Below are 25,811 nucleotides of genomic sequence, written 5' to 3'. Positions count from 1 at the left end.
CCGGGTGGACGCGAAGCCGACGGCGGGAGCCGAGACCGAAGCCGTACGGGCCCCCGGGGGGCCGCCGCCCGGCCCCCACCCCCCGCACCCCGCCCCCGCGCCGCCCAGGCCGCTCGCCCGGCGGCTGCTCGCCCCGCTCGGCGCCCTCGCCGGCGTCGCCGCCGCCTTCGCGTACGTCGGCACGGTCGACCCCAACGAACCCGGGCACTACCCCGTCTGCCCGCTCCTGCGCTTCACCGGCATCTACTGCCCCGGCTGCGGCGGGCTGCGCAGCGCCCACGCCTTCGTCCACGGCGACCTCGGCGCCGCGTTCGGCGCCAACGCGCTCGCCGTGATCGGCTACGGCGTCTTCGCCGTCCTGATGGCCGTCTGGCTGGTTCGCGCCCTCCGCGGCATCCCGATGCGGCTCGCCGTCTCCCCGGTCCTGTGGTGGGGGATCGGGGGCGTTCTGGCCGTTTTCACCCTGGTGCGGAACCTCCCGTTCGGCTCCGCGCTGGCCCCCTGAAGTCCCAGCAGATGGGACGCGACCGCGACCGATGCGGGTCCGGGGCCCACCTGCGGATACCATCGACATGGCTGAACCCTGTTCCCCAGGGATCATCAACACCGTCACCGTCCCGGAAGGGGGCCTCTCGCGTGAGTGTGCTCGACGAGATCATCGAAGGCGTGCGCGCCGACCTCGCAGAGCGGCAGGCGCGGGTCTCCCTCGACGAGCTCAAGGAGCGCGCCGCCAAGGCGCCGCAGGCCAAGGACGGCGTCGCCGCACTGCGCGGGGACGGCGTCAAGGTGATCTGCGAGGTCAAGCGCTCCAGCCCGTCCAAGGGCGCCCTCGCCGCCATCGCCGACCCGGCCGCGCTCGCCGCGGACTACGAGGCGGGCGGCGCAGCCGTCATCTCCGTCCTCACCGAGCAGCGCCGCTTCGGCGGCTCGCTCGCCGACCTGGAGGCCGTCCGCGCCCGGGTCGACATCCCGGTGCTGCGCAAGGACTTCATCGTCACCGCGTACCAGCTCTGGGAGGCGCGGGCGTACGGAGCGGACCTCGCGCTCCTCATCGTCGCCGCCCTGGAGCAGGAGGCCCTGGTCTCCCTCATCGAGCGGGCCCAGTCCATCGGCCTGACCCCGCTGGTCGAGGTCCACGACGAGGAAGAGGTCGAGCGGGCCGTCGACGCGGGGGCCCGGATCATCGGCGTCAACGCGCGCAACCTGAAGACCCTCCAGGTCGACCGCTCCACCTTCGAGCGCGTCGCCCCCGAGATCCCGGCCGGCATCGTCAAGGTCGCCGAGTCCGGCGTCCGCGGGCCGCACGACCTGATCGCGTACGCCAACGCCGGCGCCGACGCGGTCCTGGTCGGCGAGTCGCTGGTCACCGGCCGCGACCCGAAGGCCGCCGTCGCCGACCTGGTCGCCGCCGGCGCGCACCCCGCGCTGCGTCACGGGCGGAGCTGACCCACCCATGAGCCCCCGTCGCGCCACGACCACCTCGCCAGAGGTGTCGTCGGCGCGCCGTACGCGGCTCCGCACCGCCGCCGCGCCCGCCCACGCCCCGCTGGCCCGGGGCTGCCGGCCGCGCGGCTGCCGCGCACCCGCCCGCCGTGTCCACGGCCGCCGGGTCCGCTACGTGATCGGCTCCGAGCCGGGCCAGGTCAACGGCATGCGATGGCGCCCGCGCCGAGCGCGCACCATCACACACACGACCTCAGCCTGAGCCTCTTCCCGCCGCGGGCGGCCTCCGCCTCGCCCACCCCTCCGCTCCCCGTGCCTCGACCCGCACCACGAGTGCGCCGCACTCGGGGCTGGCGTACAGGCGCGGAAGCCTGGGCCCGGCAAGGGGCGCCGTCCGTTGTGCCCACCCGTTCCGCCCCAGCGGAACGAATGCCCCCAACGGGCGGGGCGAGGTTGGTGTATGTGGGGGTGCCGCGCGCATACCGTGACCCCATCCACACGCCCCGCAAGGAGCAACCGCATGTCCAGCGAGTTCTTCATCCCGGACCCGGAGGGCCAGGTCCCCTCCCCCGAGGGCTACTTCGGCGCCTACGGCGGCAAGTTCATCCCCGAGGCCCTCGTCGCCGCCGTCGACGAGGTCGCCGTCGAGTACGACAAGGCCAAGGCCGACCCCGAGTTCGCCCGCGAGCTCAACGACCTCATGGTCAACTACACCGGCCGCCCCAGCGCCCTCACCGAGGTCCCCCGCTTCGCCGAACACGCCGGCGGCGCCCGCGTCTTCCTCAAGCGCGAGGACCTCAACCACACCGGCTCGCACAAGATCAACAACGTGCTCGGCCAGGCCCTGCTCACCAAGCGCATGGGCAAGACCCGGGTCATCGCGGAGACCGGTGCCGGCCAGCACGGCGTGGCGACGGCGACGGCCTGTGCACTCTTCGGCCTCGACTGCACCATCTACATGGGCGAGGTCGACACCCAGCGCCAGGCCCTCAACGTGGCCCGCATGCGCATGCTCGGCGCCGAGGTCATCGCCGTGAAGTCCGGCAGCCGCACCCTCAAGGACGCCATCAACGAGGCGTTCCGCGACTGGGTCGCCAACGTCGACAACACGCACTACCTCTTCGGCACGGTCGCCGGACCGCACCCCTTCCCCGCCATGGTCCGCGACTTCCACCGCGTCATCGGCGTCGAGGCCCGCCGCCAGATCCTGGAGCGGGCCGGCCGACTGCCCGACGCGGCCGTCGCCTGCGTCGGCGGCGGCTCCAACGCCATCGGCCTCTTCCACGCCTTCGTCCCGGACGCCTCCGTCCGCCTGATCGGCTGCGAGCCCGCCGGCCACGGCGTCGAGACCGGCGAGCACGCGGCCACCCTCACCGCGGGCGAGCCCGGCATCCTGCACGGCTCCCGCTCCTACGTCCTGCAGGACGACGAGGGCCAGATCACCGAGCCGTACTCGATCTCCGCCGGGCTCGACTACCCCGGCATCGGCCCGGAGCACGCCTACCTCAAGGACAGCGGCCGCGGCGAGTACCGCGCCGTCACCGACGACGCCGCCATGCAGGCCCTGCGCCTGCTCTCCCGCACCGAGGGCATCATCCCGGCCATCGAGTCGGCGCACGCCCTGGCCGGCGCCCTCGAGGTCGGCAAGGAGCTCGGCAAGGACGGGCTGCTGGTCGTCAACCTCTCCGGACGCGGCGACAAGGACATGGACACCGCGGCCCGCTACTTCGGGCTGTACGACAACGGGGCCGAGGGGGGCGCCAAGTGACCGGGAACATCCAACTGCTCAGCGACACCCTGGCCAAGGCCAAGGGGGAGAACCGGGCCGCGCTCATCGCCTACCTCCCGGCCGGTTTCCCGACCGTCGACGGCGGCATCGCCGCCATCAAGGCGGCCTTCGACGGCGGCGCCGACGTCGTCGAGGTCGGCCTGCCGCACAGCGACCCGGTCCTCGACGGCCCGGTCATCCAGACCGCCGACGACATCGCCCTGCGCGGCGGCGTCAAGATCGCCGACGTCATGCGCACGGTGAAGGAGGCCCACGAGGCCACCGGGAAGCCGGTCCTCGTGATGACGTACTGGAACCCCATCGACCGGTACGGCGTCGAGCGCTTCACCGAGGAGCTCGCCGCGGCCGGCGGCGCGGGCTGCATCCTGCCCGACCTGCCGGTCCAGGAGTCCGCGCTCTGGCGGGAGCACGCCGACAAGCACGGTCTCGCCACCGTGTTCGTCGTCGCGCCCAGCAGCAAGGACGAGCGCCTCGCCACCATCACCGCGGCCGGCTCCGGCTTCGTCTACGCCGCCTCCCTCATGGGCGTCACCGGCACCCGCGAGTCGGTCGGCGAGCAGGCGGCCGACCTGGTCCGCCGCACCCGGGCCACCTCCGCGCTGCCCGTCTGCGTCGGCCTCGGCGTCTCCAACGCCAAGCAGGCGAAGGAGGTCGCCGGCTTCGCCGACGGCGTCATCGTCGGCTCCGCCTTCGTCAAGCGGATCCTCGACGCCGAAGGCGACGAGAGCGCCGCGCTCGACGCCGTAAGGGAACTGGCGGCCGAACTCGCCGAGGGCGTGCGCCGCACCGCGTAACCCATACGGGTGGATTCCGGACCGGGGAGGCACGGTGGTGCCTCCCCGGTTCGTTGCTGTGGCGTGAGCGAGAAGAACCGTGACGGTAACCAGAGCGCGCGGGAGCGCCTCCAGCAGCAGCGGCAGCGCGAGAAGGCCCGGGAGAAGCAGCGGCGCGTCCTCATCGTGTCGGCCGCGGTCGTCGGCGTCCTCGGCCTGGCCGCGGTCGTCGGCGTGATCGCCGCCAACAGCGGCGACAAGAGCAGCTCCGACAAGGCCGGCCCGGTCGTCGCCCCCGCCGGGGCCATCGGCGGAGACAAGCCCGCCATCCCGCAGGGCCGGCCGGACGCCCCGTCCACCCTGGCGATCTGGGAGGACTTCCGCTGCCCCGCGTGCGCCCAGTTCGAGAACTTCTTCCGGGACACCATCCACGAGCTGGAGGCGTCGGGCGCCGTCAAGGCCGAGTACCACCTGGCCACGCTCATCGACGGCAACATGGGCGGCAGCGGCTCCCTGCGCGCCGCGAACGCCGCGGGCTGCGCCCAGGACGCCGGGAAGTTCACGAAGTACCACGATGTGCTCTACATCAACCAGCCGCAGGAGACCGACGACGCCTACGCGAAGAACGCGAAGCTCATCGAGCTCGCCGCGAAGGTCCCCGGACTCGACACCCCCGCCTTCCGCAGCTGTGTCGAGGACGGCACCCACGACGCCTGGGTGAAGAAGTCGAACGACGCCTTCAAGGCCAGCGAGTTCACGGGCACGCCGTCCGTCCTGCTCAACGGAGAATCGATCTTCCCCTCGAAGAACGGCGAGCAGATCTCCGTGGAGAACCTGAAGAAGTGGGTCGCCGAGGCCAACAAGGGCAAGAAGGCCGGCACGGCCTCCCCGGCCGCCGGATCCGCCACCCGCTGACCTCCGGGGCCTCGTCCGTCGCGGTAGTTACGGATAAGTTGCCGGGCTGGCTGCCGCACGGCCCGCCCGGCAGGGTAGCGTCGGACCTGCCATGGACCTTGCCTACATTCCCAGCCCGTCGACCGGCGTGATCCACCTCGGACCGATCCCGCTGCGCGGCTATGCCTTCTGCATCATCATCGGTGTCTTCGTCGCCGTCTGGCTCGGCAACAAGCGCTGGATCGCCCGGGGCGGCACCGCCGGCACCGTCGCCGACATCGCCGTCTGGGCGGTGCCCTTCGGCCTCGTCGGCGGCCGGCTCTACCACGTGATCACCGACTACCAGCTGTACTTCAGCGAGGGTGAGAACTGGGTCGACGCCTTCAAGATCTGGGAGGGCGGCCTCGGTATCTGGGGCGCCATCGCGCTCGGCGCCGTCGGCGCCTGGATCGGCTGCCGCCGCCGCGGCATCCCGCTCCCGGCGTACGCGGACGCCATCGCGCCCGGCATCGCCCTCGCCCAGGCCATCGGCCGCTGGGGCAACTGGTTCAACCAGGAGCTGTACGGCAAGCCGACCGACCTGCCCTGGGCGCTGAAGATCACGGCCGGCGCCAACCGCGAGGCCGGGCTCTACCACCCGACCTTCCTCTACGAGTCGCTCTGGTGCGTCGGTGTCGCGCTCCTGGTCATCTGGGCCGACCGCCGCTTCAAGCTGGGCCACGGGCGCGCCTTCGCGCTGTACGTCGCCGCGTACTGCGCCGGCCGCGTGTGGACCGAGTACCTGCGCGTCGACGAGGCGCACCACATCCTCGGCCTCCGGCTGAACGTGTGGACGGCGATCATCGTCTTCTTCCTCGCGGTCGTCTACATGGTCGTCTCGTCGAAGGTGCGTCCGGGCCGCGAGGAGATCGTGGAGCCGAAGGCCGAGAAGGCCGAGAAGGCGGAGAACGACGAGAAGGCGGAAGAGGCCGACGGGGGCGAGGCGGCTGCCGACGAGAAGGCCGGCGACGCCGACAAGACCGCCGCGGACACCGCCGCCGCGGGCGAGGCCACGCAGAGCGAAGCGGCCGGGACGCCGGCCGACGACGCCCCCGCGAAGGACGGCGTGGACAACGGAGCGGGCGCGGGCGGGCGCTGACCGCCGTGGCACGGATACGGCGAAGGGCCGTCGGGACCATCCGGTCCCGGCGGCCCTTCCGCTCTTCCCGGCGGCCGGTTCAGGGGGTGCGGGCCGCGAGGGCGAGCACCCGGCGGGCCCCGGTGACCACCGCCGCGTCGACGAAGCGCCCGTCGGGGAGGGCGAGCGCGCCCTCCTCGGCCTCCGCGGCCTTGACGACCTCCTCGGCCGCGGCGATCTCGTCGGGCGTGGGGCGGTAGGCCCGGGCGATGACCGGCAGCTGTCGGGGGTGGATCGCGGCCCGGCCCAGGAAGCCCATGGCCCGGCCCCGCGCGCACCCGGCGGCGAGCGCTTCCAGGTCGCGGACGTCGGGGTGGACCGACTGGACCGGCGGCGGGAGGGCGGCCGCGCGGGCGGCGACCACGATCCGGCTGCGCGGCCAGTCGAGGCCGCGGTCCTCCCGTACGCCCAGATCGGCGCGCAGGTCAGCCTCGCCGAGGGCGATGCCGTGGACCGAGGGGTGGGCGGTGGCGATGGCGTAGGCGTGCTCCACGGCCAGGGCGTTCTCCAGGAGCGGGTAGAGCGGGAGGCCTTGGGCGAGGTCGGCGATCCGGTGGATGTCAGTGGGGTGTGTCACCTTGGGAACACGGAGAGCGACGATCCCGGGGAGGGATGCCAGTGCGGGGATGTCACGGGGGGCGTGGATGCGGACGTGGACCGGTACGGGGTGGGGCTCGGCCAGCAGTTCGGCGGTGGCGGCGAGGGCGTAGGCCCTGCGGTCCGGGGCCACCGCGTCCTCCAGGTCGACGATGACGACGTCGGCTCCGGAGACCAGTGCCTTGTGGACCACGGCGGGGCGGTCGCCGGGGGCGTAGAGCCAGGTGAGCGGGGGGTGCGGTGCGGCGGGGGAGGTCATACGGCTCCCTCGGCGCGCAGGGCCTCGATCTCGGCACCGGTGAGGCCGAGCTCGGTGAGGAGCTCGGCGGTGTCGGCGCCGTGCGGGCGGCCCGCCCAGCGGATGTGGCCGGGGGTCTCGGAGAGCCGGAAGAGCACGTTCTGCATGCGGAGCGGTCCCAGTTCGGGGTCGGGGACCTCGGTGACGGTGCCGAGTGCCTGGAACTGCGGGTCGGCGAGCACGTCTCGGACGTCGTAGACGGGGGCGATGGCGGCCTCCGCCTTCTCGAACGCGGACATGGCCTCGTCGCGGGTGTGGCGGGCGATCCAGGAGCCGACCGCCTCGTCGAGGAGGTCGGCGTGCGCGGCCCGGCCGGCGCCGTCGGCGAACCAGGGCTCGCCGATCAGCTCCGGGCGGCCGACCAGGGCCATCACGCGTTCGGCGATGGACTGGGCGGAGGTGGAGACGGCGACCCAGGAGCCGTCGGCGGTCCGGTAGGTGTTGCGCGGGGCGTTGTTGCGGGAGCGGTTGCCGGTGCGGGGCTGGACGTAACCGAGCTGGTCGTACCAGAGGGGGTGGGGTCCGATGACGGAGAGCATCGGTTCGATGATGGCCATGTCGACGACCTGGCCGCGGCCGGTGGTGTTCCTGGCGGTGAGCGCCGTCATCACCGCGTACGCGGTGGCGAGGGCGGCGATCGAGTCGGCGAGGCCGAAGGGAGGCAGGGTCGGCGGGCCGTCCGGCTCGCCGGTGATGGCGGCGAAGCCGCTCATCGCCTCGGCGAGGGTGCCGAAGCCGGGCCGGTGGGCGTACGGGCCGAACTGGCCGAAGCCGGTGACCCGGGCCAGCACCAGCCGCGGGTTGACCGCGGACAGCGCGTCCCAGCCGAGGTCCCAGCGCTCCAGGGTGCCGGGGCGGAAGTTCTCCACGATCACGTCGGCGTCGGCGGCCAGCCGCAGCAGGGTGTCGCGGCCGCCGGGGGTGGACAGATCGAGGGTCATCGTGCGCTTGTTGCGGCCGAGGACCTTCCACCACAGGCCGACCCCGTCCTTGGCCGGGCCGTGGCCGCGGGACGGGTCGGGCCTGCGGGGGTGCTCGACCTTGACGACCTCGGCGCCGAAGTCGCCGAGCATCATCGCCGCGAGCGGCCCCGCGAAGAGGGTGGCGAGGTCGAGGACGCGCAGCCCCTGCAGGGGAGGGGAGGAGGAAGCGGCGGTCATGCGGAGCCGGCCTCCAGACCGGCGGCGGCCGTGTCGATCTCGGAGCGGTACGGCATCGAGGTGGACGCGCCGGGGCGCTGCACGGAGAGCGCGGCGGCGGCCGAGGCCCAGGCGAGGGCCCGCGGCACGGGCCGCCCCTCGGCCAGGGCGACGGCCAGGGCCCCGACGAAGGTGTCGCCGGCGGCGGTGGTGTCCACGGCCTGGACGCGGGGCGCGGGCACGGTGACCGGTTCGGCGCCGCGCGCGGCGTACAGACAGCCGGCGGCACCGAGGGTGACCACCACCTCGGGGACCTCCTTCAGCAGGGCCTGGGCCGCCGCGGCCGGGTCGGTGAGGCCGGTGAGCGCGGCGGCCTCGTGCTCGTTGGGCACCAACAGGTCGGTGGCGGCGAGGAGTTCGGGTGGCAGGGGCCGGGCGGGTGCGGGTGTGAGGACGGTGCGGACGCCGAGGCCGCGGGCGGTGCGCGCGCCCTCGACGACCACGGGGAGGGGGAGTTCGAGCTGGAGGAGCAGGGCGTCGGCGGTGGCGATCAGGGCCTCGTCGCCGTGGTCGAGGGAGGTGACGGTGCCGTTGGCGCCCGGGATGACGACGATCGCGTTGCCGCCCTCGTCGTCGACGACGATGTGCGCGGTGCCGGAGGGACCCTCGGCGGTGCGCAGCAGATCGGTGTCGACGCCGCTGTGCTCCAGCGCGGCCCTGAGCCGGGTGCCGAAGTCGTCGGCGCCGACCGCGCCGATCATCGACACCTCGGCCCCGGCCCGGGCGGCGGCGACGGCCTGGTTGGCGCCCTTGCCGCCGGGGACGGTGCGGAAGTCGCGGCCGGTCACGGTCTCGCCGCGGGCGGGGGCCCGGCCGACATAGGCGACGAGGTCCATGTTCGTGCTGCCGAGCACGACGATGCTGGTCATGGGCGTACTGCCTCCGAGTGCGTCAGTGCGGCCAGGGCGTCGAAGCCGATGCCGTCGAAGGACGGCACCGATGTGGAGAGACGGTTCTTGAGAGGGGAGGTCCAGCGTTCGGGCAGCCGGTCGGGGTGGCCGGCGAGGAGACCGGCGACGGAGCCGGCCGTGGCGCCGTTGGAGTCGGTGTCCCAGCCGCCGGAGACGGCCGCGCAGACCGAGCGCGTGAAGTCGCCGTCGGCATGCGTGAGGGCGGCGGCGAGGAGGGCGGCGTTGGGGACGGCATGGACCCAGTGATACCCGCCGAACGCGGCGTGGAGCCGGTCCACGACCCGGTCGAAGTCACGGGTCTCCCGGGCCGCGGCGATCCCGAAGCGGACCGCCTCGGCCAGCCGTGACCGAGGCGGCACGACGGTCAGTCCGGTCGCCAGGGCCTCGTGCACGTCGGCGGTGCCGGTGGCGGCGGTCGCGAGGGCGGCGGCGACGAACATGGCGCCGTAGACGCCGTTGCCGGTGTGGGTGAGCACCGCGTCCCGGTGGGCCTGGCGGGCGGCGGCGCCCGGGTCCCCGGGGCGGGTCCAGCCGTGCACGTCGGCGCGGATCTGGGCCCCGATCCACTCCCGGAACGGGTTGCGGCGGGAGGCGGTCAGCGGGGGTTCGACGCCGTCGAGCAGATTGCGGTAGGCGATCCGCTCGGCGGTGAAGGTCCGGCCGGCGGGGAGCTCGTCGAGCCACAGCCGGGCGACGTCGGCGGTGCTGAACTCCCGTCCGTGCCGCCGGAGGAGCAGCAGCCCGAGGAGCGGGTAGTTGAGGTCGTCGTCCTCGGGCATCCCGTCGATTTTCTCGGCGAGGGAGGTGCCGGCGGAGCGCCGGTTCCAGGGGTGCGCGGCGAGCAGCGCGGGGGGCACGCCGCGGGCCGTGAACCAGTCGGAGAGCGGCCAGTTGCCGGTGGCCCGGGCGAGGGCCCGGATGCCGTGCAGCGGCAGTTTCTCGACGGGCTTGCCGAGCAGACACCCGACGGCACGGCCGAGCCAGGCGGCGTGCAGGCGGGGGAGGAGGGGGTCGTCTTCCCCGGCTCCCGGCAGCCGCGGGCGCGCCGGGTCAGGGCCACAGGCGCGCCCGTCACCCTGGCCCCGGCCGTCTGGGGCGTGGACGCTCGGCCAGTCCGGGCAGGTCGCCATGAGGGCGGTCAGGTCCGTGGGCTCCTCGGAGGCCAAGGGGGTGGGAAGGGCGGCCAGGGCGTCCAGGAGTTCCTCGGCCAGGGGGCGGAGGCCGGGGCGGGGGACGGGGGAGGCGCCCGCGGCCGACGGGGCCGGGGGGCCGCCGGCCGCGTGCCAGCGGGCGGCCGCCTCCCGGGCGTCGCGGCCGTCCTCCGCGGCCTGGCGCAGTTCGTGGCCCACCAGGTCCTCGGGCTGCACCCAGGTCAGACGGACGGGCGCCGGGGTCGTCATCGTGCCTGGCCCGTCAGGGCCGCGTACGCCCTCTCGTGGGCGCGGCGGCGGGCGGTGTCGGCGGCGAAGACCTCGTGGGCGACCGCGGCCAGGGCGGTCGCCGGGGCGCCCAGGTCGAGGCGGCTGGCCTCCGCAACCCGCTTCGCCCACTCCGCGGGGACCGCGGCCTCGCCGCCGAGGGCGCCGCTGATCGCCCCGGCCATGGTGGCGATCGAGTCGCAGTCCCGGCCGTAGTTGACCGCGCCCAGGACCGTGCGCCGGTAGTCGCCCGCGCCGACGAGCAGCATGCCGAGGGCGATGGGCAGTTCCTCGATCGCGTGGAGGCGGGAGGGGCGGCGGGCGTCCAGGGACGGGGCGCGGTAGTCGGGGCCGACGGAGTCGTACGGGGCGACCGCCCGGCGGAGCGGGACCAGGGCCGACTCGAAGTCCCGGTGGCCGTCGGCCGCTTCGGCCACCGCCTCGATCGCGCTGCGGGTGCCGTCCTTGGCGAGGGCCAGCGCCGCCTCGACGACCGAGCGCGGGGTCGCGCCCGGAACGCAGGCCGCGGCCACGGCCGCCGCGAAGACCCCGGCCGCCTCGCGCCCGTACGAGGACTGGTGGGCGCCGGCGATGTCCACGGCCTCCGCGTAGGCGGCCGCGGGGTTGGCGGCGTTGACCAGCCCGACCGGGGCCATGTACATCGCGGCCCCGCAGTTGACGATGTTCCCCGTGCCGGCCTCGCGCGGGTCGGCGTGGGCGTAGTGGAGCCGGGTGACGATCCACTTCTCGGCGAGGAAGACCCGCTGGAGGGGGAGCGCCTCCGCCTCCAGTTCGGGGATCCACACGGGGCGGCCCATGAGTTCGGGGACCAGGTGCTCGGCGACGGCGTACGCGTCGAGGTGGTCGCGGACCCGCTCGTACACCCTGATCAGCGCATGGGTCATCAAGGTGTCGTCGGTGACGTGCCCGTCGCCCTTGTGGTACGGCGCGATGGGGCGGGCGGTGCGCCAGTCCTCGCCGTTCCAGGGGCCGACGATGCCGGTGACGCGGCCGCCGTGGCGTTCCAGGATCTGGTCGGGCGTATAGCCCTCGACGGGGCCGCCGAGGGCGTCGCCGACGGCGGCACCGATGAGGCTGCCGGTGATCCGGTCATCCAGAGTGGGTGTCATGTCGGAATTGTCCACCCGGGGTGGCCGGTTCCGTGGCTGCGAGCAGACCGGCGAGTTCCACCAGGTCGGTGCCCGCGAGCCGGGGCAGCGCGCAGCCCGCGAGCGTCCGGCAGGCCTCCCGCCAGCTCGCCGGGACCGAACCGCCGCCGCCCAGCGCGCCGGTGAGCGCGCCCACGAGCGCCGGGGCCGAGTCGGCGACCCGGGACAGACAGGCCGCGGCCGGCACCGCGGCGGCCGTCTCGCCGCGCGCGGCGACGGTCAGGGCGAGGGCGACGGGCACGGTCTCGGCGGCGGCGATGCCGTAGCTGTAGACGTGGTCGACGATCCGGTGCTCCAGGAGCGGGACGAGCTCGAAGGCGGAGCCCGCGGTGCGGGCGAGCTCGACGGCGTACCGGCCGTTGCGGCCGATCTCGGTCGCGGGCGGAAGGCGGTGGAGTGCCGCCTCCACCGCCTCCTCGGGCGTCGCCCCGCCGAGCGCCGCCGCCGTGGCCGCCGCCATCGCCCGGGCGCCGTGCACCCCGTCGCCGTCCTGGGTGTACCGGGCGTCGAATCCGGCGAGTTCGGCGGCGGCGTCCGGGTCGCCCGGGTGCGCCAGGGCCAGCACGACGGCGCGGACGCAGGCGGCGTCGTCGAAGTAGTGCGGGTTGTCGTGGCCGGTGGCCGGCGGGCGAAGACCGGCGGCGAGGTTGCCCAGGCCGGCGCGGACCGAGATCCGGGCGCGGAGCGGGAGCACGGCGGACTCGACCTCGGGGGCGCGGTCCGCGGCGGCGGCGATCTGACCGGCGAGCGCGTTCCAGGCGGCGTCGACGGCCGCGCGCAGGCGCCGCTCGGGGGCGAGGGCGGCGAAGAGCGGGCCCGTGGAGGCGAGCAGCGCCTCGGCGGTGAACACCGCCCACTCGGCGTCGTCGGAGGGGCCGAGACGGAGGGGCTCGGGGGGCTGGTTGAGGGCGATCGGGACGGGGAGCGTGGTGGTCGCGTTCTGCTCGGCGAAGGTGTCGAGTTCGCGGGTGAGGCGGCGGGTCCATTCGGGCATGCGGGCGGCGCGGTGCCGCGCGGCGGGCCATCCGGCGGCGTCGCCCGCGGCGAGTCCGAGGAGGAGGCCCTCGATCCTGTCGCGTCTCGCCCGCGCCCGGGCGGATCGGCGGGTGCCGAGGACCGGGGTGCGGCGCCGGGCCGCGGGGCGGTGCTCCGGCGAGCCGTACCGGGGAGCGCTCTCCGTCGCGGTGGGCTCTGCCCGCCCTTCCCCGGACTCCGTCCGGGGGGACCCCCATCGCCCCGTCGAACGACCGCCCACAGCGGTGACGACGGAATGCGCCGTCGTGGGCACCGCCGGATCCGCGGTGAGGCCGGGATCGGCGGTGAGGCCGGGGCCGGCGGGGAGGCCGGGATCCGCGGCGTGGGCGATCGTGGTCTCTCCGCTCATCAGGAGTCTCCGTCCGGGGTCAGCAGGTCCGCGATGTCCAGGATGTGGTAGCCGCGCATCGACGGGAGGCAGCTGCCGGTCACCGGGGCGATGGCCGTGGCCCACTCCTCCGGGATCGCGGCCAGGCCGCCCGAGGCGCCGGCCAGGGCGCCCGCCACCGCGGCCGTCGTGTCGGCGTCGCGGCCCATGTTGACCGCGGTCAGCACGGCGGTGCGGAAGTCCCCGCGGGCGGCGGCGAAGGCGCCGAAGGCGAGGGCGACGGCCTCGGGGGCCAGGTCCGTCCAGGGGTAGCCGCCGATGACGACCGCCGAGCGGACCGTGCGCTCGCGGGTCAGCGGGTCGGGCTGGACGCGCTGCGCCGCGACCACCGCGCGGCGCAGCGAGCGGGCCGTCCAGGAGTCCATCGGGACCACGGAGAGGGCCGCCGCGATGACCGAGGTCACCGAGGCGCCGGCCATCGCCGCCGCGACGCCCGCCGCGACGGCCTGGCCGCCGTAGATGCCCTCGCCCTCGTGGCTGACGCTGCCGTCGACGGCGACGAGGCGGGCCGCCTCGGCGGGGCGGCCCGCGGCGAAGACCCCGAAGGGCGCGGCCCGCATCGCCAGGCCGTCGCTCCAGGCGTGCCGGTGCTGGGCCGAGATGGGTGCGGCGAGGCCCCTGCGCAGGTTCTCCAGGGTGCCGCGCTCGGAGAAGCCGGCGCCGCGGAACGGTCCCTCGTCGAGGTCCGCGATCCAGTGGTGCCAGGCCCGTTCGACGTGCGCGACGGTCAGGGCGGAGCCGTGCCGGGCGAGCAGCAGCCCGGAGAAGATCGCGTACTCGGTGTCGTCCGTGCCCGCCGGACGGTCCGTCACGAAGCCCTCGATCCGGCCCCACCGGCGCCGGATCTCCGAGGGGCGCAGATTCTCGGCGGGCGCGCCGAGCGCGTCGCCGACCGCGAGTCCGAGCAGCGCGCCCCGCGCACGCTCCCGGACATCAGCCACCGTGGAGGCCGGTGGCGCCGTCTCGCCGATCATTTCGCTCCCCTTTCGCGCTCACCCGGATGCCTGCCACGAAAGGGGGTCCGACTCTTCACGGAAACGTTTCTGTCACCCGGGTGACAGCACGTCAGAGAGGGTCGCCTCAGTAACGCGAGCCTTAGTAAGTACGGCCTGCCTTGCTGGCGGACCCCTTACATCGGGCGTATTTTCGATGATGTCGAAGGGGGCGGGCGTGCCGAACCCGCTGGAAAGACAGGGGAGAAGCATGTCCATCATCGAAGCCGTCGCACCGCTCCACGAGGCCCACCGCGACAACCACACCCACCGTGACGTCAACGGCGGCTGGCTGCGCCCCGCGGTCTTCGGTGCGATGGACGGACTCGTCTCCAACCTCGCCCTCATGACCGGTGTCGCCGGCGGCGCGGTCTCCACCCAGACCGTCGTGATCACCGGCCTCGCCGGGCTCGCGGCCGGCGCCTTCTCCATGGCCGCAGGCGAGTACACCTCGGTCGCCTCGCAGCGCGAGCTCGTCCAGGCCGAACTGGACGTCGAGCGCCGCCAGTTGCGCAAGCACCCGGTCGACGAGATGGAGGAGCTCGCCGCCCTCTACGTCTCCCGCGGAGTCGAGCCCGCGCTGGCCCGCGAGGTCGCCATGCAGCTGTCCCGCGACCCGGAGCAGGCGCTGGAGATCCACGCCCGCGAGGAGCTCGGCATCGACCCGGACGACCTGCCGTCGCCGATGGTCGCCGCGGTGTCGTCGTTCGGCTCGTTCGCGCTCGGCGCCCTGCTCCCCGTACTGCCGTATCTGCTCGGCGCGACCGCGCTGTGGCCGGCCGTGCTCCTCGCGCTCCTCGGCCTCTTCGCCTGCGGCGCCCTGGTCGCCCGGGTGACCGCCCGCAGCTGGTGGTTCAGCGGACTGCGCCAGCTCGTCCTCGGCGGCGCCGCCGCGGCCGTCACGTACGGGCTCGGCATGCTCTTCGGGGCCGCCTTGTAGGGCCCGAGTCCCCGAAAGAGCCACGAGAGGCCCCCGGTCGCCCGACCGGGGGCCTCTCGGCTGTCCGAAAGCACGAGCCGCGAGCGCTGTCTCTGTGACGTATATCCCTGGGCGGATCGGCCCTCCTGGTGAGACACTATGCGCAGCGCCACATAACTAGCCGGTTACCTGCCGGTTTCGAAACCTCGGCCACCGGGCATGAGGGACAAGCGCCGTGGGCAATGAAGCCCGCATCTGCGACGGGTCGCCGGACACCCGACATCACCTCGGAAATCCTGCTCCGTCCCCCATGGGAACGCCGTGGTCCCCGTGTCTCACAGCTGAAGCACCCGCCACCGCCCGTATCGGCGGTGTCCGCATGTTGGAATGAGCTATCCACTTCGCGAGAAGCCAGCCATCATGTAACCTGCACGAAATTTCGCGGAGGGCCAACGTCGTCCCTCGGCAGCTCCATATGCCACGACGACGACGGGAGAGCCGATGCGTTCCGACGCCTGGTCGCCCATGGACGGTCGCCCCGCCCCGCAGGGGATGTACGACCCCCGTAACGAACACGACGCCTGTGGTGTCGGGTTCGTGGCCACCCTCACCGGTGTAGCCAGCCACGCGCTGGTCGAGCAGGCGCTGACCGTACTGCGCAACCTCGAGCACCGCGGCGCCACCGGCTCCGAGCCCGACTCCGGAGACGGCGCCGGCATCCTGCTCCAGGTCCCGGACGCGTTCCTGCGCGAGGTCGCCGGATTCGAGCTCCCCGAGGCCGGCGCGTACGCCGTCGGCATCGCCTTCCTCCCCGCCGACGGCTCCGCACAGGCCGTCTCGCGGATCGAGACGATCGCGTCCGAGGAGGGTCTGAACGTCCTCGGCTGGCGCGAGGTCCCCGTCGCCCCCGAGCTGCTCGGCGCCTCCGCCCGCTCCACCATGCCGGTCTTCCGCCAGCTCTTCGTCGCCGACGGCGAGAACAGCGGCCTCGCGCTGGACCGCAAGGCCTTCGTGCTGCGCAAGCGCGCCGAGCGCGAGGCCGGGACCTACTTCCCGTCGCTCTCCGCCCGCACGATCGTCTACAAGGGCATGCTGACCACCGGCCAGCTGGAGCCCTTCTTCCCGGACCTGTCGGACCGCCGCTGCGCCACCGCCGTGGCCCTGGTCCACTCCCGGTTCTCCACCAACACCTTCCCGAGCTGGCCGCTCGCCCACCCGTACCGCTTCGTCGCGCACAACGGCGAGATCAACACGGTCAAGGGCAACCGCAACTGGATGACCGCCCGCGAGGCCCAGCTCGACTCCACCGTCTTCGGCGAGGGCTCCCTGGAGCGGATCTTCCCGGTCTGCACCCCGGACGCCTCCGACTCCGCCTCCTTCGACGAGGTCCTGGAGCTGCTCCACCTCGGCGGCCGTTCGCTGCCGCACGCGGTCCTGATGATGGTCCCCGAGGCGTGGGAGAACCACGACTCCATGGACCCGGCCCGCCGCGCCTTCTACCAGTACCACTCCACCCTGATGGAGCCCTGGGACGGCCCCGCCTGCGTCACCTTCACCGACGGCGTCCAGGTCGGCGCGGTCCTCGACCGCAACGGTCTGCGCCCCGGGCGCTACTGGGTCACCGACGAGGGCCTCGTCGTGCTCTCCTCCGAGGTCGGCGTCCTCGACATCGACCCCGCCAAGGTCGTCCGCAAGGGCCGCCTCCAGCCCGGCAAGATGTTCCTCGTCGACACCGCCGAGCACCGCATCATCGAGGACGACGAGATCAAGGCCGCCCTCGCCGCCGAGCAGCCGTACGCGGAGTGGCTCGAGACCGGCGAGATCGAGCTCTCCGACCTCCCCGAGCGCGAGCACATCGTCCACACCCACGCCTCGGTCACCCGCCGCCAGCAGACCTTCGGCTACACCGAGGAAGAGCTCCGCGTCATCCTCGCCCCGATGGCCCGCACCGGCGCCGAGCCGATCGGCTCCATGGGCACGGACTCGCCGATCGCGGCCCTGTCCGCACGCCCCCGGCTGCTCTTCGACTACTTCACCCAGCTGTTCGCGCAGGTCACCAACCCGCCGCTGGACGCCATCCGCGAGGAGCTCGTCACCTCCCTGCGGTCCTCCCTCGGCCCGGGCAGCAACCTGCTCGACCCGACCGCGGCCTCCTGCCGCTCGGTCACCCTGCCCTTCCCGGTGATCGACAACGACGAGCTGGCCAAGCTCATCCACATCAACGCCGACGGCGACATGCCCGGCATGAAGGCCGTCACCCTGTCCGGCCTGTACCGGGTCTCCGGCGGCGGCGAGGCGCTCGCCGCCCGCATCGAGGAGATCTGCGCCGAGGCCGACACGGCGATCGAGGGCGGCGCCCGTCTGATCGTCCTGTCCGACCGGCACTCCGACGCCGAGCACGCGCCGATCCCGTCGCTGCTGCTCACCGCGGCCGTCCACCACCACCTCATCCGCACCAAGCAGCGCACCAAGGTGGGCCTGCTGGTCGAGGCCGGCGACGTCCGCGAGGTCCACCACGTGGCCCTCCTCATCGGCTACGGCGCCGCCGCGGTCAACCCGTACCTGGCCATGGAGTCCGTCGAGGACCTGGTCCGCGCCGGCACCTTCATCGAGGGCCTGGAGCCCGAGCAGGCCATCCGCAACCTGATCTACGCCCTCGGCAAGGGCGTCCTGAAGGTCATGTCCAAGATGGGCATCTCCACCGTCGCCTCCTACCGCGGCGCCCAGGTCTTCGAGGCCGTCGGCCTCGACACCGCCTTCGTCGAGAAGTACTTCAACGGCACCGCCACCAAGATCGGCGGCGCCGGCCTCGACGTCGTCGCCAAGGAGGTCGCCGCCCGCCACGCCAAGGCGTACCCCGCCACCGGCATCCCCTCGGCGCACCGCGCCCTGGACATCGGCGGCGAGTACCAGTGGCGCCGCGAGGGCGAGCCGCACCTGTTCGACCCGGAGACCGTCTTCCGCCTGCAGCACGCCACGCGCTCCAAGCGGTACGACATCTTCAAGAAGTACACGGACCGGGTGAACGAGCAGTCCGAGCGCCTCATGACGCTCCGCGGCCTGTTCGGCTTCGCCGCCGAGGGCCGGGCGCCGATCTCCGTCGACGAGGTCGAGCCGGTCTCCGAGATCGTCAAGCGCTTCTCCACCGGCGCCATGTCGTACGGCTCGATCTCCCGCGAGGCCCACGAGACCCTCGCCATCGCCATGAACCAGCTGGGCGGCAAGTCCAACACCGGTGAGGGCGGCGAGGACCCGGACCGCCTCTACGACCCGGCGCGCCGCTCCGCGATCAAGCAGGTCGCCTCCGGCCGCTTCGGCGTCACGAGCGAGTACCTGGTCAACGCGGACGACATCCAGATCAAGATGGCCCAGGGCGCCAAGCCCGGCGAGGGCGGCCAGCTGCCCGGCCACAAGGTCTACCCGTGGGTCGCCAAGACGCGTCACTCGACGCCCGGCGTCGGCCTGATCTCCCCGCCGCCGCACCACGACATCTACTCCATCGAGGACCTGGCGCAGCTGATCCACGACCTCAAGAACGCCAACCCGGACGCCCGCATCCACGTGAAGCTGGTCTCCGAGGTCGGCGTCGGCACGGTCGCGGCCGGTGTGTCCAAGGCCCACGCGGACGTCGTGCTCATCTCCGGCCACGACGGCGGCACGGGCGCCTCCCCGCTGACCTCGCTCAAGCACGCGGGCGGCCCCTGGGAGCTCGGCCTCGCCGAGACCCAGCAGACCCTGCTGCTCAACGGCCTGCGCGACCGGATCGTCGTGCAGACCGACGGCCAGCTCAAGACCGGCCGTGACGTCGTCATCGCCGCGCTGCTCGGCGCCGAGGAGTTCGGCTTCGCCACCGCGCCGCTCGTCGTCTCCGGCTGCGTGATGATGCGCGTCTGCCACCTGGACACCTGCCCGGTCGGCATCGCCACCCAGAACCCGGTGCTGCGCGACCGCTTCTCCGGCAAGGCCGAGTACGTCGTCAACTTCTTCGAGTTCATCGCCCAGGAAGTGCGTGAGCTCCTCGCCGAGCTCGGCTTCCGCACCCTGGAGGAGGCCGTCGGCCACGCCGAGCTCCTCGACACCAGCCGCGCCGTCTCCCACTGGAAGGCGCAGGGCCTGGACCTCGCGCCGCTCTTCCACGTGCCCGAGCTCCCCGAGGGCGCGGTCCGCCACGCCCTGGTCGAGCAGGACCACGGCCTGGAGAAGGCCCTCGACAACGAGCTGATCCAGCTCGCCGCCGAGGCCCTGAACGCCGAGTCCGCCGAGACCGCCCAGCCGGTCCGCGCCCAGGTCGCGATCCGGAACATCAACCGGACCGTCGGCACCATGCTCGGCCACCAGGTGACGAAGAAGTTCGGTGGCGCGGGCCTGCCCGACGACACCATCGACATCACCTTCACCGGCTCCGCGGGCCAGTCCTTCGGCGCCTTCCTGCCGGCCGGTGTCACCCTCCGCCTGGAGGGCGACGCCAACGACTACGTCGGCAAGGGCCTCTCCGGCGGCCGCGTGATCGTCCGCCCGGACCGCGGCGCGGACCACCTGGCCGAGTACTCCACCATCGCGGGCAACACCATCGCGTACGGCGCGACCGGCGGCGAGCTGTTCCTGCGCGGCCGCACCGGCGAGCGCTTCTGCGTCCGCAACTCCGGCGCGCTGGTCGTCTCGGAGGGCGTGGGCGACCACGGCTGCGAGTACATGACCGGTGGCACCGCGGTCGTCCTCGGCGAGACCGGCCGCAACTTCGCGGCGGGCATGTCCGGCGGCGTCGCCTATGTGATCGACCTCGACCGGGACAACGTCAACTCCGGCAACCTGGGCGCCGTCGAGGCCCCGTCGGACACCGACAAGGCGTGGCTGCACGACGTCGTGCGCCGCCACTTCGAGGAGACCGGCTCCACGGTCGCCGAGAAGCTGCTCGCCGACTGGGACGCCGCGGCGGCCCGGTTCAGCAAGATCATCCCCACCACGTACAAGGCAGTGCTCGCCGCCAAGGACGCCGCTGAGCTCGCCGGTCTCTCCGAGGCCGAGACCACCGAGAAGATGATGGAGGCGGCGACCCATGGCTGACCCCAAGGGCTTCCTGACCACCGGGCGCGAGGTCGCCAAGACCCGGCCGGTGGGCGAGCGAGTCAAGGACTGGAACGAGGTCTACGTCCCCGGCTCCCTGCTGCCGATCATCAGCAAGCAGGCCGGCCGCTGCATGGACTGCGGCATCCCGTTCTGCCACAACGGCTGTCCGCTGGGGAACCTGATCCCCGAGTGGAACGACTACGCCTACCGCGAGGACTGGTCGGCGGCGTCGGAGCGGCTGCACGCCACGAACAACTTCCCGGAGTTCACCGGCCGCCTGTGCCCGGCTCCGTGCGAGGCCGCGTGCGTGCTCGGCATCAACCAGCCGGCCGTCACCATCAAGAACGTCGAGGTCTCGATCATCGACAAGGCGTGGGACGCCAACGACGTCAGGCCGCAGGTGCCCGAGCGCCTGTCCGGCAAGACCGTCGCGGTGATCGGCTCGGGCCCGGCGGGCCTCGCCGCCGCCCAGCAGCTGACCCGGGCCGGCCACACCGTGGTCGTGTACGAGCGGGCCGACCGCATCGGCGGTCTGCTGCGCTACGGCATCCCCGAGTTCAAGATGGAGAAGCGGCACATCAACCGCCGCATCGAGCAGATGCGCGCGGAGGGCACCAAGTTCCGCACCGGTATCGAGATCGGCCGCGACCTGACCTCGACGGACCTGCGCAAGCGGTTCGACGCCGTGGTCGTCGCCGCCGGCGCCACCACCGCCCGCGACCTGCCCGTCCCGGGCCGGGAGCTCAAGGGCGTGTACCAGGCGATGGAGTACCTGCCGCTCGCCAACAAGGTCGTCGAGGGCGACTTCGTCTCCTCGCCGGTCTCGGCCGAGGGCAAGCACGTGGTCGTCATCGGCGGCGGCGACACCGGCGCGGACTGCGTCGGTACGGCGCACCGCCAGGGCGCGGCCTCCGTGACCCAGCTGGAGATCATGCCGAAGCCGGGCGAGGAGCGGAACCCGGGCCAGCCCTGGCCGACCTTCCCCATGCTCTACAAGGTCACCTCGGCCCACGAGGAGGGCGGCGAGCGGGTCTACTCCGTCTCCACCACCCACTTCGAGGGCGACGAGGACGGCAACGTCCAGTTCCTGCACCTCGTCGAGGTCGAGTTCGTCGACGGCAAGCTGACCCAGAAGCCGGGCACCGAGCGCAGGATCCCCGCGCAGCTCGTCACCCTCGCGATGGGCTTCACCGGCACCGACGTCGAGAACGGCCTGGTCGCGCAGTTTGGTCTGGACCTCGACGAGCGGGGTAACATCGCGCGTGACGCGGACTTCGCCACCAATGTCGATGGTGTCTTCGTCGCCGGCGACGCCGGCCGCGGTCAGTCGCTGATCGTGTGGGCCATCGCCGAGGGCCGCTCGGCCGCCCGTGGCGTGGACCGCTACCTGACCGGCGCCAGCTCCCTGCCGGCCCCGATCCGTCCGACGGACCGTGCCCTGACGGTCTGACCGGACCCCCAAGACGTCCCGTACAACGACGTGCGGAACTGAGCGCGACGCTCGCCCCACTGTCCCCGACCTGGACGACTGGGCGGGCGTCGCGGTGCGTTCAGGCGGCCTCGGACAGGGCCGCGAGCCAGGCGCCGGCCGCGGCCAGTGCCCGGTCCGCCTCCGGCAGCACCCCGAGGCCGCCGAGGAAGCCGTGGAACACTCCCGTGTGCAGCTGGACGTGGGCCACGACGCCGGCCGCGGACAGCCGGCGGGCGTAGTCGAGGCCCTCGTCGCGCAGGGGGTCGCAGTCGGCGAGGACCAGCAGGGCCGGCGGCAGTCCGGCGAGGTCGGCCGCCAGGCCGGGGGAGGCCGCGACCGGATCGCCATCCTGGCCCAGGTACTGCTCCCAGTACCAGCGCATATGGGCCGTGGTGTGGAAGAAGCCCTCCGCGTACGTCCGGGCCGAGGCGCCCGCCAGGCGGTGGTCCAGGACCGGATAGACCAGGAGCTGCCCGGCGATCGCCGGCCCGCCGCGGTCCCGCGCGCGCAGGGCCGCCGCCGCGGCGAGGTTGCCGCCCGCGGAGTCGCCGGCCGGCACCAGCGGGCGCCCGGGCCAGCGCGCCGCCGCCCACCCCAGCGCCGTGTACACGTCGTCCTCGGCCGCCGGGAAGCGGTGCTCGGGCGCGCGACGGTAGCCGACGGAGACGACGGTCGCCCCGCTACGGGCGGCGAGGGCACGGCACAGCCGGTCGTGGGTGTCCAGGTCGCCCAGCACCCAGCCGCCGCCGTGCGCGAAGACGACGACCGGGGCGGTCGCCCCTTCGTAGACGCGCACCGGGACGCCGTCCGCCACCGTGTCCGTGGCGCCCGGCGCGGGCTCACCCCGGTGCGCCCGCGCCGCCGCCCGCAGCGCCTCGGGGCCGGCCTCGGGCCGTGGGAAGCCCGCCGACAGCGCCTCGCACAGGGCGCGGGCGGCCGGGGTCAAGGGGTCCCGGGTCAGCGGATCCTGGGTCAGGGGGTTCCGGGGCAGCGGGTCCGTCATGCCGTGAGGCCTCCGTCCACGGTGAACTCGGCGCCCGTCACGTACGAGGAGGCGTCCGAGAGCAGGAAGGCGATCAGCTCGCCGATCTCCTCGGGCCGGCCCATCCGCCCGAGCGGCACGTGCGACCAGTCCTTGTCCGCGACCGCCGCCGTCATCGGGGTGTCGACGGCTCCGGGATGGACCGAGTTGACGCGGATGCCGTACGGGGCGAGGTCGCGGGCCGCCGAGCGGCTGAGCCCGCGCAGCCCGAACTTGCCGGCCCCGTACGCCGCCGCCGACGAGCCCGGCCGTCGAGGACACGTTCACGACCGAGCCGCCGCCCCCGTCGCGCAGCGCCGGGAGCACCGCCCGCATGCCGAGGAACGGGCCGAGGAGGTTGACCCGCAGCAGCCGCTCGAAGTTCTCGTACGTCTCCGACTCCACGGGCGCGGTCCGCCACAGGGCCGCGTTGTTGACCAGGCCGTCGAGGCGTCCGTACCGGTCGAGCGCGGTCTCCACGACCGCGGCCCAGCCGTCCGGGGACGTCACGTCATGGCGTACGAACACCCCCGTCGCCGCCCCGAGTTCCGCCGCGACCGCCCGGCCCTCCTCCTCGCGGACGTCGGTGAGGACCACCCGGGCGCCCGCCGCCGCGAGGAGCCGGGCCTCGGCGGCGCCCTGGCCGCGGGCCGCGCCCGTGATGATCACGGCCTTGCCGTCGAGCCCGCTCACGCCGCGGCCTCGAGCGCGCGGAAGTGCGGGATGACCTTCTCGCCCCACTGCCGGATGGTCTCCATGCAGACCTCCTGCGGCACGGTCCCCATCTGGATCAGGCACATGACCTCGTCGACGCCGATCCGCCGCAGCCGCTCGACGTAGGCGATGGCGGTGGCGGCGTCCCCGTAGGCGTGGTCGGTGTTGTACGTGCCGGTGTCGACCGGCCGGGCCGGGATGTGCGCCTCGTGCAGCCGGGCGACCAGTGCCTGCCGCTCCTTCTCCAGGGCGCCCGCGTGGTCCTCGTCCTCGGCGTAGCCGGTGGGGGCAGGCGCCCCGCCGTACCAGTGGGCGATCGACTCGGCGAAGAAGCGCTGGCCGCGGGTGCCGAGCCGCAGCGCGCGGGCGGCGTCGTCCAGGACGATGGTGGGGCAGAGCGCGGAGAAGTGGTCGTTGACCTCGGTGGAGACCAGTTGCGATCCGTCCCGGGCGCCGATGGCCTCGTCGTACGCCCTGCGCATCGCCCGTACGTCGTCGGCACCGGCGAAGCCCATCACCAGTGCGCCGATGCCGAGTTCGGCGGCCCGCCTGAGGGAGTCGTGCTGCGAGCAGGCCATGAAGAGCGGCGGGTGCGGCGCCTGCACGGGCCGGGGCAGGACCGCGCCGGGCCCGATGTCGAGGGAGCCGTGCCACTCGAACTCGGGCGTGCGCCAGGCGGCGGCGAGGATCCGCAGGGCCTCCTCCATCTGCGGCCGGGTGTCGGCCGGGTCGACGCCGAACATGCGCGTCTCCTGGCGGGTCGCGCCGCGCCCGGCGCCGATGTCGACCCGGCCGCCGGAGAGCACGTCGAGCATGGCGGCGCGCTCGGCGACCCGGACCGGGTGCTGGTAGCCGAAGGGCATGGTGACCACGCCGTGGCCGATCCGGATGCGCCGGGTGCGGGCGGCGACCCAGGTCAGGAAGATCTCGGACGCGCTCATGTGGGCGTACTGCGTGAGGGAGTGGTGTTCGACCGCCCAGATCCGGTCGAAGCCCATCTCCTCGGCGTGGACGGCCTGTTCGACGCAGTCGCGGATGACCTGGTGTTCGCGGGCGGGGGTGGGGTCGACGAGCTGTGCTTCGAAGATCATCGAGAACTTCACGGGGAGCTCCTCCCGGGAGGCGGCATGCAGCGTCGCACGCCTTGCCGATATGCCTAATCGAAATACTTCTAGCAGGCATAGGCGGGGGAGGGAAGGGACGTAGACTGCCGCCCGTGGTGGACGACGAGAAGGTGCCGGGGCTGCCCGCGACCAGCTGGGCGGTGCTCGGACTGCTCTCCTTCGGGCGGGAGTTGTCCGGCTACGACCTGAAGAAGTGGTCCGACCGCTCGCTGAGCCTGTTCTACTGGAGCCCCTCCTTCAGCCAGATCTACGCCGAGCTCAAGCGCCTGGAGAAGGCCGGCTACGCCACCTCGCGCCTGGTCGCCCCCGAGGCCGGCTCGCGCGACAAACGCGTCTACCGCATCACCGACCCTGGCCTCGCGGCCGTCCGCACCTGGGCGCAGGAGGCCCCGCTCGACCCGCCCGTCCTCAAGCACGGGCCGATGCTGCGGCTCTGGCTCGGGCACCTCCTCGAACCCGAGCGGACCCGGGAGATCCTCGCCGGACACCGGGAGTTCGCCGAGACCATGCGACTGCGCGCCGAGGCGGACGTCGCCGAGGCCGCGGCCGACGCCTCCTGGGCGTACCCCCGGCTCACCCTGAGGTGGGCCGAGCGCTACTACGCCGCCGAGCGGGACCTGGCCGAGGCCATGCTCGCGGACTTCGAGGAACTGATCGAGGAAGTGGAGAGGAACGCCCCGTGGCGCTGAGCCTGCGCAAGATCGAGGAGACCGCCCCCGCGCTCGTCAGCCTCTACAAGACGGCGGGCGACTCCCTGCGGCGGCACGGCATCGACGGGCAGCGCGTCGCCGTCTACCTCGTCGTCGACTACTCCGGCTCGATGAAGCCCTACTACGCCGACGGCAGCGTCCAGGCCCTCGCCGACCGGGTGCTCGGGCTCTCGGCGCAGCTCGACGACGACGGCCGGGTGCCGGTGGTGTTCTTCTCCACCGACATCGACTGCGAGACCGACATCGAACTCGCCGGCCACCAGGGCCGGATCGACCGGATCGTCGCCGGCCTCGGGCACATGGGCAAGACCAGCTACCACCTGGCCATGGACGCGGTCATCGACCACTACCTCGACAGCGGCAGCACGGCGCCCGCGCTCGTCGTCTTCCAGACCGACGGCGGCCCGATCAACAAGCTCGCCGCCGAGCGGTACGTGTGCAAGTCGGCCCGGCTGCCGCTCTTCTGGCAGTTCGTCGGCTTCGGCGACCCGGGCAGCAGGCAGTTCGACTTCCTGCGGCGGCTCGACGAGCTGGACGTGCCGGGGAAGCGCCCGATCGACAACGCGGGCTTCTTCCACGCCGGGAAGGACCCGCGCCGGATCCCGGACGAGGAGCTCTACGACCGGCTGGTCGCCGAGTTCCCGGCCTGGCTCGCGGCGGCGCGGGCCCAGGGCATCGTCGCTTCGTGAGACGGCCGGGCCG

The 25,811-nt window shown here is 73.5% G+C and carries 21 protein-coding genes and 1 pseudogene; 12 read left to right on the top strand and 10 right to left on the bottom strand.

All coding sequences use genetic code 11. From position 1 onward, the window contains the following. Positions 1–4: 4 nt before the first annotated feature. From ACH414_RS23020 to lgt, 7 genes are all read left to right on the top strand, one after another. Positions 5–505 carry a DUF2752 domain-containing protein gene (locus tag ACH414_RS23020; RefSeq protein ID WP_398943155.1) on the top strand — a complete coding sequence of 167 codons (501 nt, stop codon included), beginning with the start codon at positions 5–7 and terminating at the stop codon, positions 503–505. A gap of 131 nt (positions 506–636) precedes the next feature. After that, positions 637–1,446 carry an indole-3-glycerol phosphate synthase TrpC gene (gene trpC, locus ACH414_RS23015; protein WP_382540242.1) on the top strand — a complete coding sequence of 270 codons (810 nt, stop codon included), beginning with the start codon at positions 637–639 and terminating at the stop codon, positions 1,444–1,446. A 7-nt stretch (positions 1,447–1,453) separates the two neighbouring features. Further along, a complete protein-coding gene (gene trpM, locus ACH414_RS23010) occupies positions 1,454–1,705 on the top strand; it encodes a tryptophan biosynthesis modulator TrpM (protein ID WP_382540239.1) in 252 nt (83 codons plus the stop codon). Between the two features lie 258 nt (positions 1,706–1,963). After that, complete coding sequence (gene trpB, locus ACH414_RS23005; protein ID WP_382540236.1) at positions 1,964–3,211, top strand: tryptophan synthase subunit beta; 1,248 nt, start codon at positions 1,964–1,966, stop codon at positions 3,209–3,211. Further along, complete coding sequence (trpA, locus tag ACH414_RS23000; protein WP_391769633.1) at positions 3,208–4,026, top strand: tryptophan synthase subunit alpha; 819 nt, start codon at positions 3,208–3,210, stop codon at positions 4,024–4,026. The genes trpB and trpA overlap by 4 nt, the downstream gene beginning before the upstream one ends. Positions 4,027–4,089: 63 nt before the next feature. Beyond that, the gene (locus tag ACH414_RS22995) at positions 4,090–4,920 is read left to right on the top strand and encodes a DsbA family protein (protein WP_382540231.1); all 831 of its coding nucleotides are present in this window, start codon (positions 4,090–4,092) and stop codon (positions 4,918–4,920) included. A gap of 91 nt (positions 4,921–5,011) precedes the next feature. Beyond that, positions 5,012–6,037 carry a prolipoprotein diacylglyceryl transferase gene (gene lgt, locus ACH414_RS22990; RefSeq protein WP_391769631.1) on the top strand — a complete coding sequence of 342 codons (1,026 nt, stop codon included), beginning with the start codon at positions 5,012–5,014 and terminating at the stop codon, positions 6,035–6,037. A gap of 79 nt (positions 6,038–6,116) precedes the next feature. Here lgt and ACH414_RS22985 read toward each other — a convergent pair whose 3' ends face one another. Genes ACH414_RS22985 through ACH414_RS22955 form a run of 7 tightly spaced genes read right to left on the bottom strand, consistent with a single transcriptional unit; the run spans position 6,117 to position 14,065 of the window. Then, the gene (locus tag ACH414_RS22985) at positions 6,117–6,932 is read right to left on the bottom strand and encodes an HpcH/HpaI aldolase/citrate lyase family protein (RefSeq protein ID WP_398943151.1); all 816 of its coding nucleotides are present in this window, start codon (positions 6,930–6,932) and stop codon (positions 6,117–6,119) included. Continuing rightward, entirely contained in the window at positions 6,929–8,131 is a 1,203-nt protein-coding gene (locus ACH414_RS22980) for a CaiB/BaiF CoA transferase family protein (protein WP_398943149.1), read from the bottom strand. Before ACH414_RS22980 ends, ACH414_RS22985 begins: the two co-directional genes overlap by 4 nt. Further along, on the bottom strand, positions 8,128–9,039 hold the full coding sequence (gene rbsK / locus ACH414_RS22975) for a ribokinase (RefSeq protein ID WP_382540220.1): 912 nt from the start codon (positions 9,037–9,039) through the stop codon (positions 8,128–8,130). Before rbsK ends, ACH414_RS22980 begins: the two co-directional genes overlap by 4 nt. Continuing rightward, on the bottom strand, positions 9,036–10,481 hold the full coding sequence (locus ACH414_RS22970) for an ADP-ribosylglycohydrolase family protein (RefSeq protein WP_398943146.1): 1,446 nt from the start codon (positions 10,479–10,481) through the stop codon (positions 9,036–9,038). Before ACH414_RS22970 ends, rbsK begins: the two co-directional genes overlap by 4 nt. After that, positions 10,478–11,629 carry an ADP-ribosylglycohydrolase family protein gene (locus ACH414_RS22965; protein ID WP_382540213.1) on the bottom strand — a complete coding sequence of 384 codons (1,152 nt, stop codon included), beginning with the start codon at positions 11,627–11,629 and terminating at the stop codon, positions 10,478–10,480. Before ACH414_RS22965 ends, ACH414_RS22970 begins: the two co-directional genes overlap by 4 nt. Continuing rightward, the gene (locus tag ACH414_RS22960) at positions 11,610–13,052 is read right to left on the bottom strand and encodes an ADP-ribosylglycohydrolase family protein (RefSeq protein WP_398943144.1); all 1,443 of its coding nucleotides are present in this window, start codon (positions 13,050–13,052) and stop codon (positions 11,610–11,612) included. The genes ACH414_RS22965 and ACH414_RS22960 overlap by 20 nt, the downstream gene beginning before the upstream one ends. Then, on the bottom strand, positions 13,052–14,065 hold the full coding sequence (locus tag ACH414_RS22955) for an ADP-ribosylglycohydrolase family protein (RefSeq protein WP_382540208.1): 1,014 nt from the start codon (positions 14,063–14,065) through the stop codon (positions 13,052–13,054). Before ACH414_RS22955 ends, ACH414_RS22960 begins: the two co-directional genes overlap by 1 nt. 229 nt (positions 14,066–14,294) lie before the next feature. Between ACH414_RS22955 and ACH414_RS22950 the strand changes: the two genes are divergently transcribed. The 3 genes from ACH414_RS22950 to ACH414_RS22940 all read left to right on the top strand — a co-directional run bounded on the left by ACH414_RS22950 (position 14,295) and on the right by ACH414_RS22940 (position 21,519). Continuing rightward, on the top strand, positions 14,295–15,023 hold the full coding sequence (locus ACH414_RS22950; protein ID WP_382540205.1) for a VIT1/CCC1 transporter family protein: 729 nt from the start codon (positions 14,295–14,297) through the stop codon (positions 15,021–15,023). Between the two features lie 480 nt (positions 15,024–15,503). Next, positions 15,504–20,066 carry a glutamate synthase large subunit gene (gltB, locus tag ACH414_RS22945; RefSeq protein WP_382540202.1) on the top strand — a complete coding sequence of 1,521 codons (4,563 nt, stop codon included), beginning with the start codon at positions 15,504–15,506 and terminating at the stop codon, positions 20,064–20,066. Next, on the top strand, positions 20,059–21,519 hold the full coding sequence (locus ACH414_RS22940) for a glutamate synthase subunit beta (RefSeq protein ID WP_382540199.1): 1,461 nt from the start codon (positions 20,059–20,061) through the stop codon (positions 21,517–21,519). Before gltB ends, ACH414_RS22940 begins: the two co-directional genes overlap by 8 nt. A 100-nt stretch (positions 21,520–21,619) precedes the next feature. Here ACH414_RS22940 and ACH414_RS22935 read toward each other — a convergent pair whose 3' ends face one another. From ACH414_RS22935 to ACH414_RS22925, 3 genes and pseudogenes are all read right to left on the bottom strand, one after another. Next, the gene (locus ACH414_RS22935; protein WP_398943141.1) at positions 21,620–22,543 is read right to left on the bottom strand and encodes an alpha/beta hydrolase; all 924 of its coding nucleotides are present in this window, start codon (positions 22,541–22,543) and stop codon (positions 21,620–21,622) included. Beyond that, a pseudogene (locus tag ACH414_RS22930) lies at positions 22,540–23,254 on the bottom strand (glucose 1-dehydrogenase). The gene ACH414_RS22935 and the pseudogene ACH414_RS22930 overlap by 4 nt, the downstream one beginning before the upstream one ends. Next, complete coding sequence (locus ACH414_RS22925) at positions 23,251–24,378, bottom strand: LLM class flavin-dependent oxidoreductase (RefSeq protein ID WP_386565046.1); 1,128 nt, start codon at positions 24,376–24,378, stop codon at positions 23,251–23,253. Before ACH414_RS22925 ends, ACH414_RS22930 begins: the two are co-directional and overlap by 4 nt. A 113-nt stretch (positions 24,379–24,491) precedes the next feature. Here ACH414_RS22925 and ACH414_RS22920 point away from each other — a divergent pair, with 113 nt between their 5' ends. Both ACH414_RS22920 and ACH414_RS22915 read left to right on the top strand, forming a co-directional pair. After that, positions 24,492–25,088: a helix-turn-helix transcriptional regulator gene (locus ACH414_RS22920; RefSeq protein ID WP_382540188.1), complete on the top strand. Its 597-nt coding sequence runs from the start codon at positions 24,492–24,494 to the stop codon at positions 25,086–25,088. Further along, positions 25,079–25,798, top strand: coding sequence for a VWA domain-containing protein (locus tag ACH414_RS22915; RefSeq protein WP_386565043.1), 720 nt, complete (start codon positions 25,079–25,081; stop codon positions 25,796–25,798). Before ACH414_RS22920 ends, ACH414_RS22915 begins: the two co-directional genes overlap by 10 nt. Positions 25,799–25,811: the final 13 nt, after the last annotated feature.

Origin of the sequence: Streptomyces sp. NPDC020422 (genome assembly GCF_044386705.1) — a bacterium.
Classification (GTDB): domain Bacteria; phylum Actinomycetota; class Actinomycetes; order Streptomycetales; family Streptomycetaceae; genus Streptomyces.
Note: the sequence above shows the minus strand (reverse complement) of the source record. Positions and strands in the feature narration are given on the sequence as shown.

Bases quoted from the DNA above. Each gene is read 5' to 3' on its own strand.
- ACH414_RS22950 (WP_382540205.1), top strand. From the start codon at position 14,295: ATGTCCATCATCGAAGCCGTCGCACCGCTCCACGAGGCCCACCGCGAC.
- ACH414_RS22985 (WP_398943151.1), bottom strand. From the start codon at position 6,932: ATGACCTCCCCCGCCGCACCGCACCCCCCGCTCACCTGGCTCTACGCC.
- ACH414_RS22960 (WP_398943144.1), bottom strand. From the start codon at position 13,052: ATGAGCGGAGAGACCACGATCGCCCACGCCGCGGATCCCGGCCTCCCC.
- trpB (WP_382540236.1), top strand. From the start codon at position 1,964: ATGTCCAGCGAGTTCTTCATCCCGGACCCGGAGGGCCAGGTCCCCTCC.
- ACH414_RS22955 (WP_382540208.1), bottom strand. From the start codon at position 14,065: ATGATCGGCGAGACGGCGCCACCGGCCTCCACGGTGGCTGATGTCCGG.
- ACH414_RS22965 (WP_382540213.1), bottom strand. From the start codon at position 11,629: ATGACACCCACTCTGGATGACCGGATCACCGGCAGCCTCATCGGTGCC.
- lgt (WP_391769631.1), top strand. From the start codon at position 5,012: ATGGACCTTGCCTACATTCCCAGCCCGTCGACCGGCGTGATCCACCTC.
- ACH414_RS22970 (WP_398943146.1), bottom strand. From the start codon at position 10,481: ATGACGACCCCGGCGCCCGTCCGTCTGACCTGGGTGCAGCCCGAGGAC.
- ACH414_RS22980 (WP_398943149.1), bottom strand. From the start codon at position 8,131: ATGACCGCCGCTTCCTCCTCCCCTCCCCTGCAGGGGCTGCGCGTCCTC.
- rbsK (WP_382540220.1), bottom strand. From the start codon at position 9,039: ATGACCAGCATCGTCGTGCTCGGCAGCACGAACATGGACCTCGTCGCC.
- gltB (WP_382540202.1), top strand. From the start codon at position 15,504: ATGCGTTCCGACGCCTGGTCGCCCATGGACGGTCGCCCCGCCCCGCAG.
- ACH414_RS22935 (WP_398943141.1), bottom strand. From the start codon at position 22,543: ATGACGGACCCGCTGCCCCGGAACCCCCTGACCCAGGATCCGCTGACC.
- trpM (WP_382540239.1), top strand. From the start codon at position 1,454: ATGAGCCCCCGTCGCGCCACGACCACCTCGCCAGAGGTGTCGTCGGCG.
- ACH414_RS22940 (WP_382540199.1), top strand. From the start codon at position 20,059: ATGGCTGACCCCAAGGGCTTCCTGACCACCGGGCGCGAGGTCGCCAAG.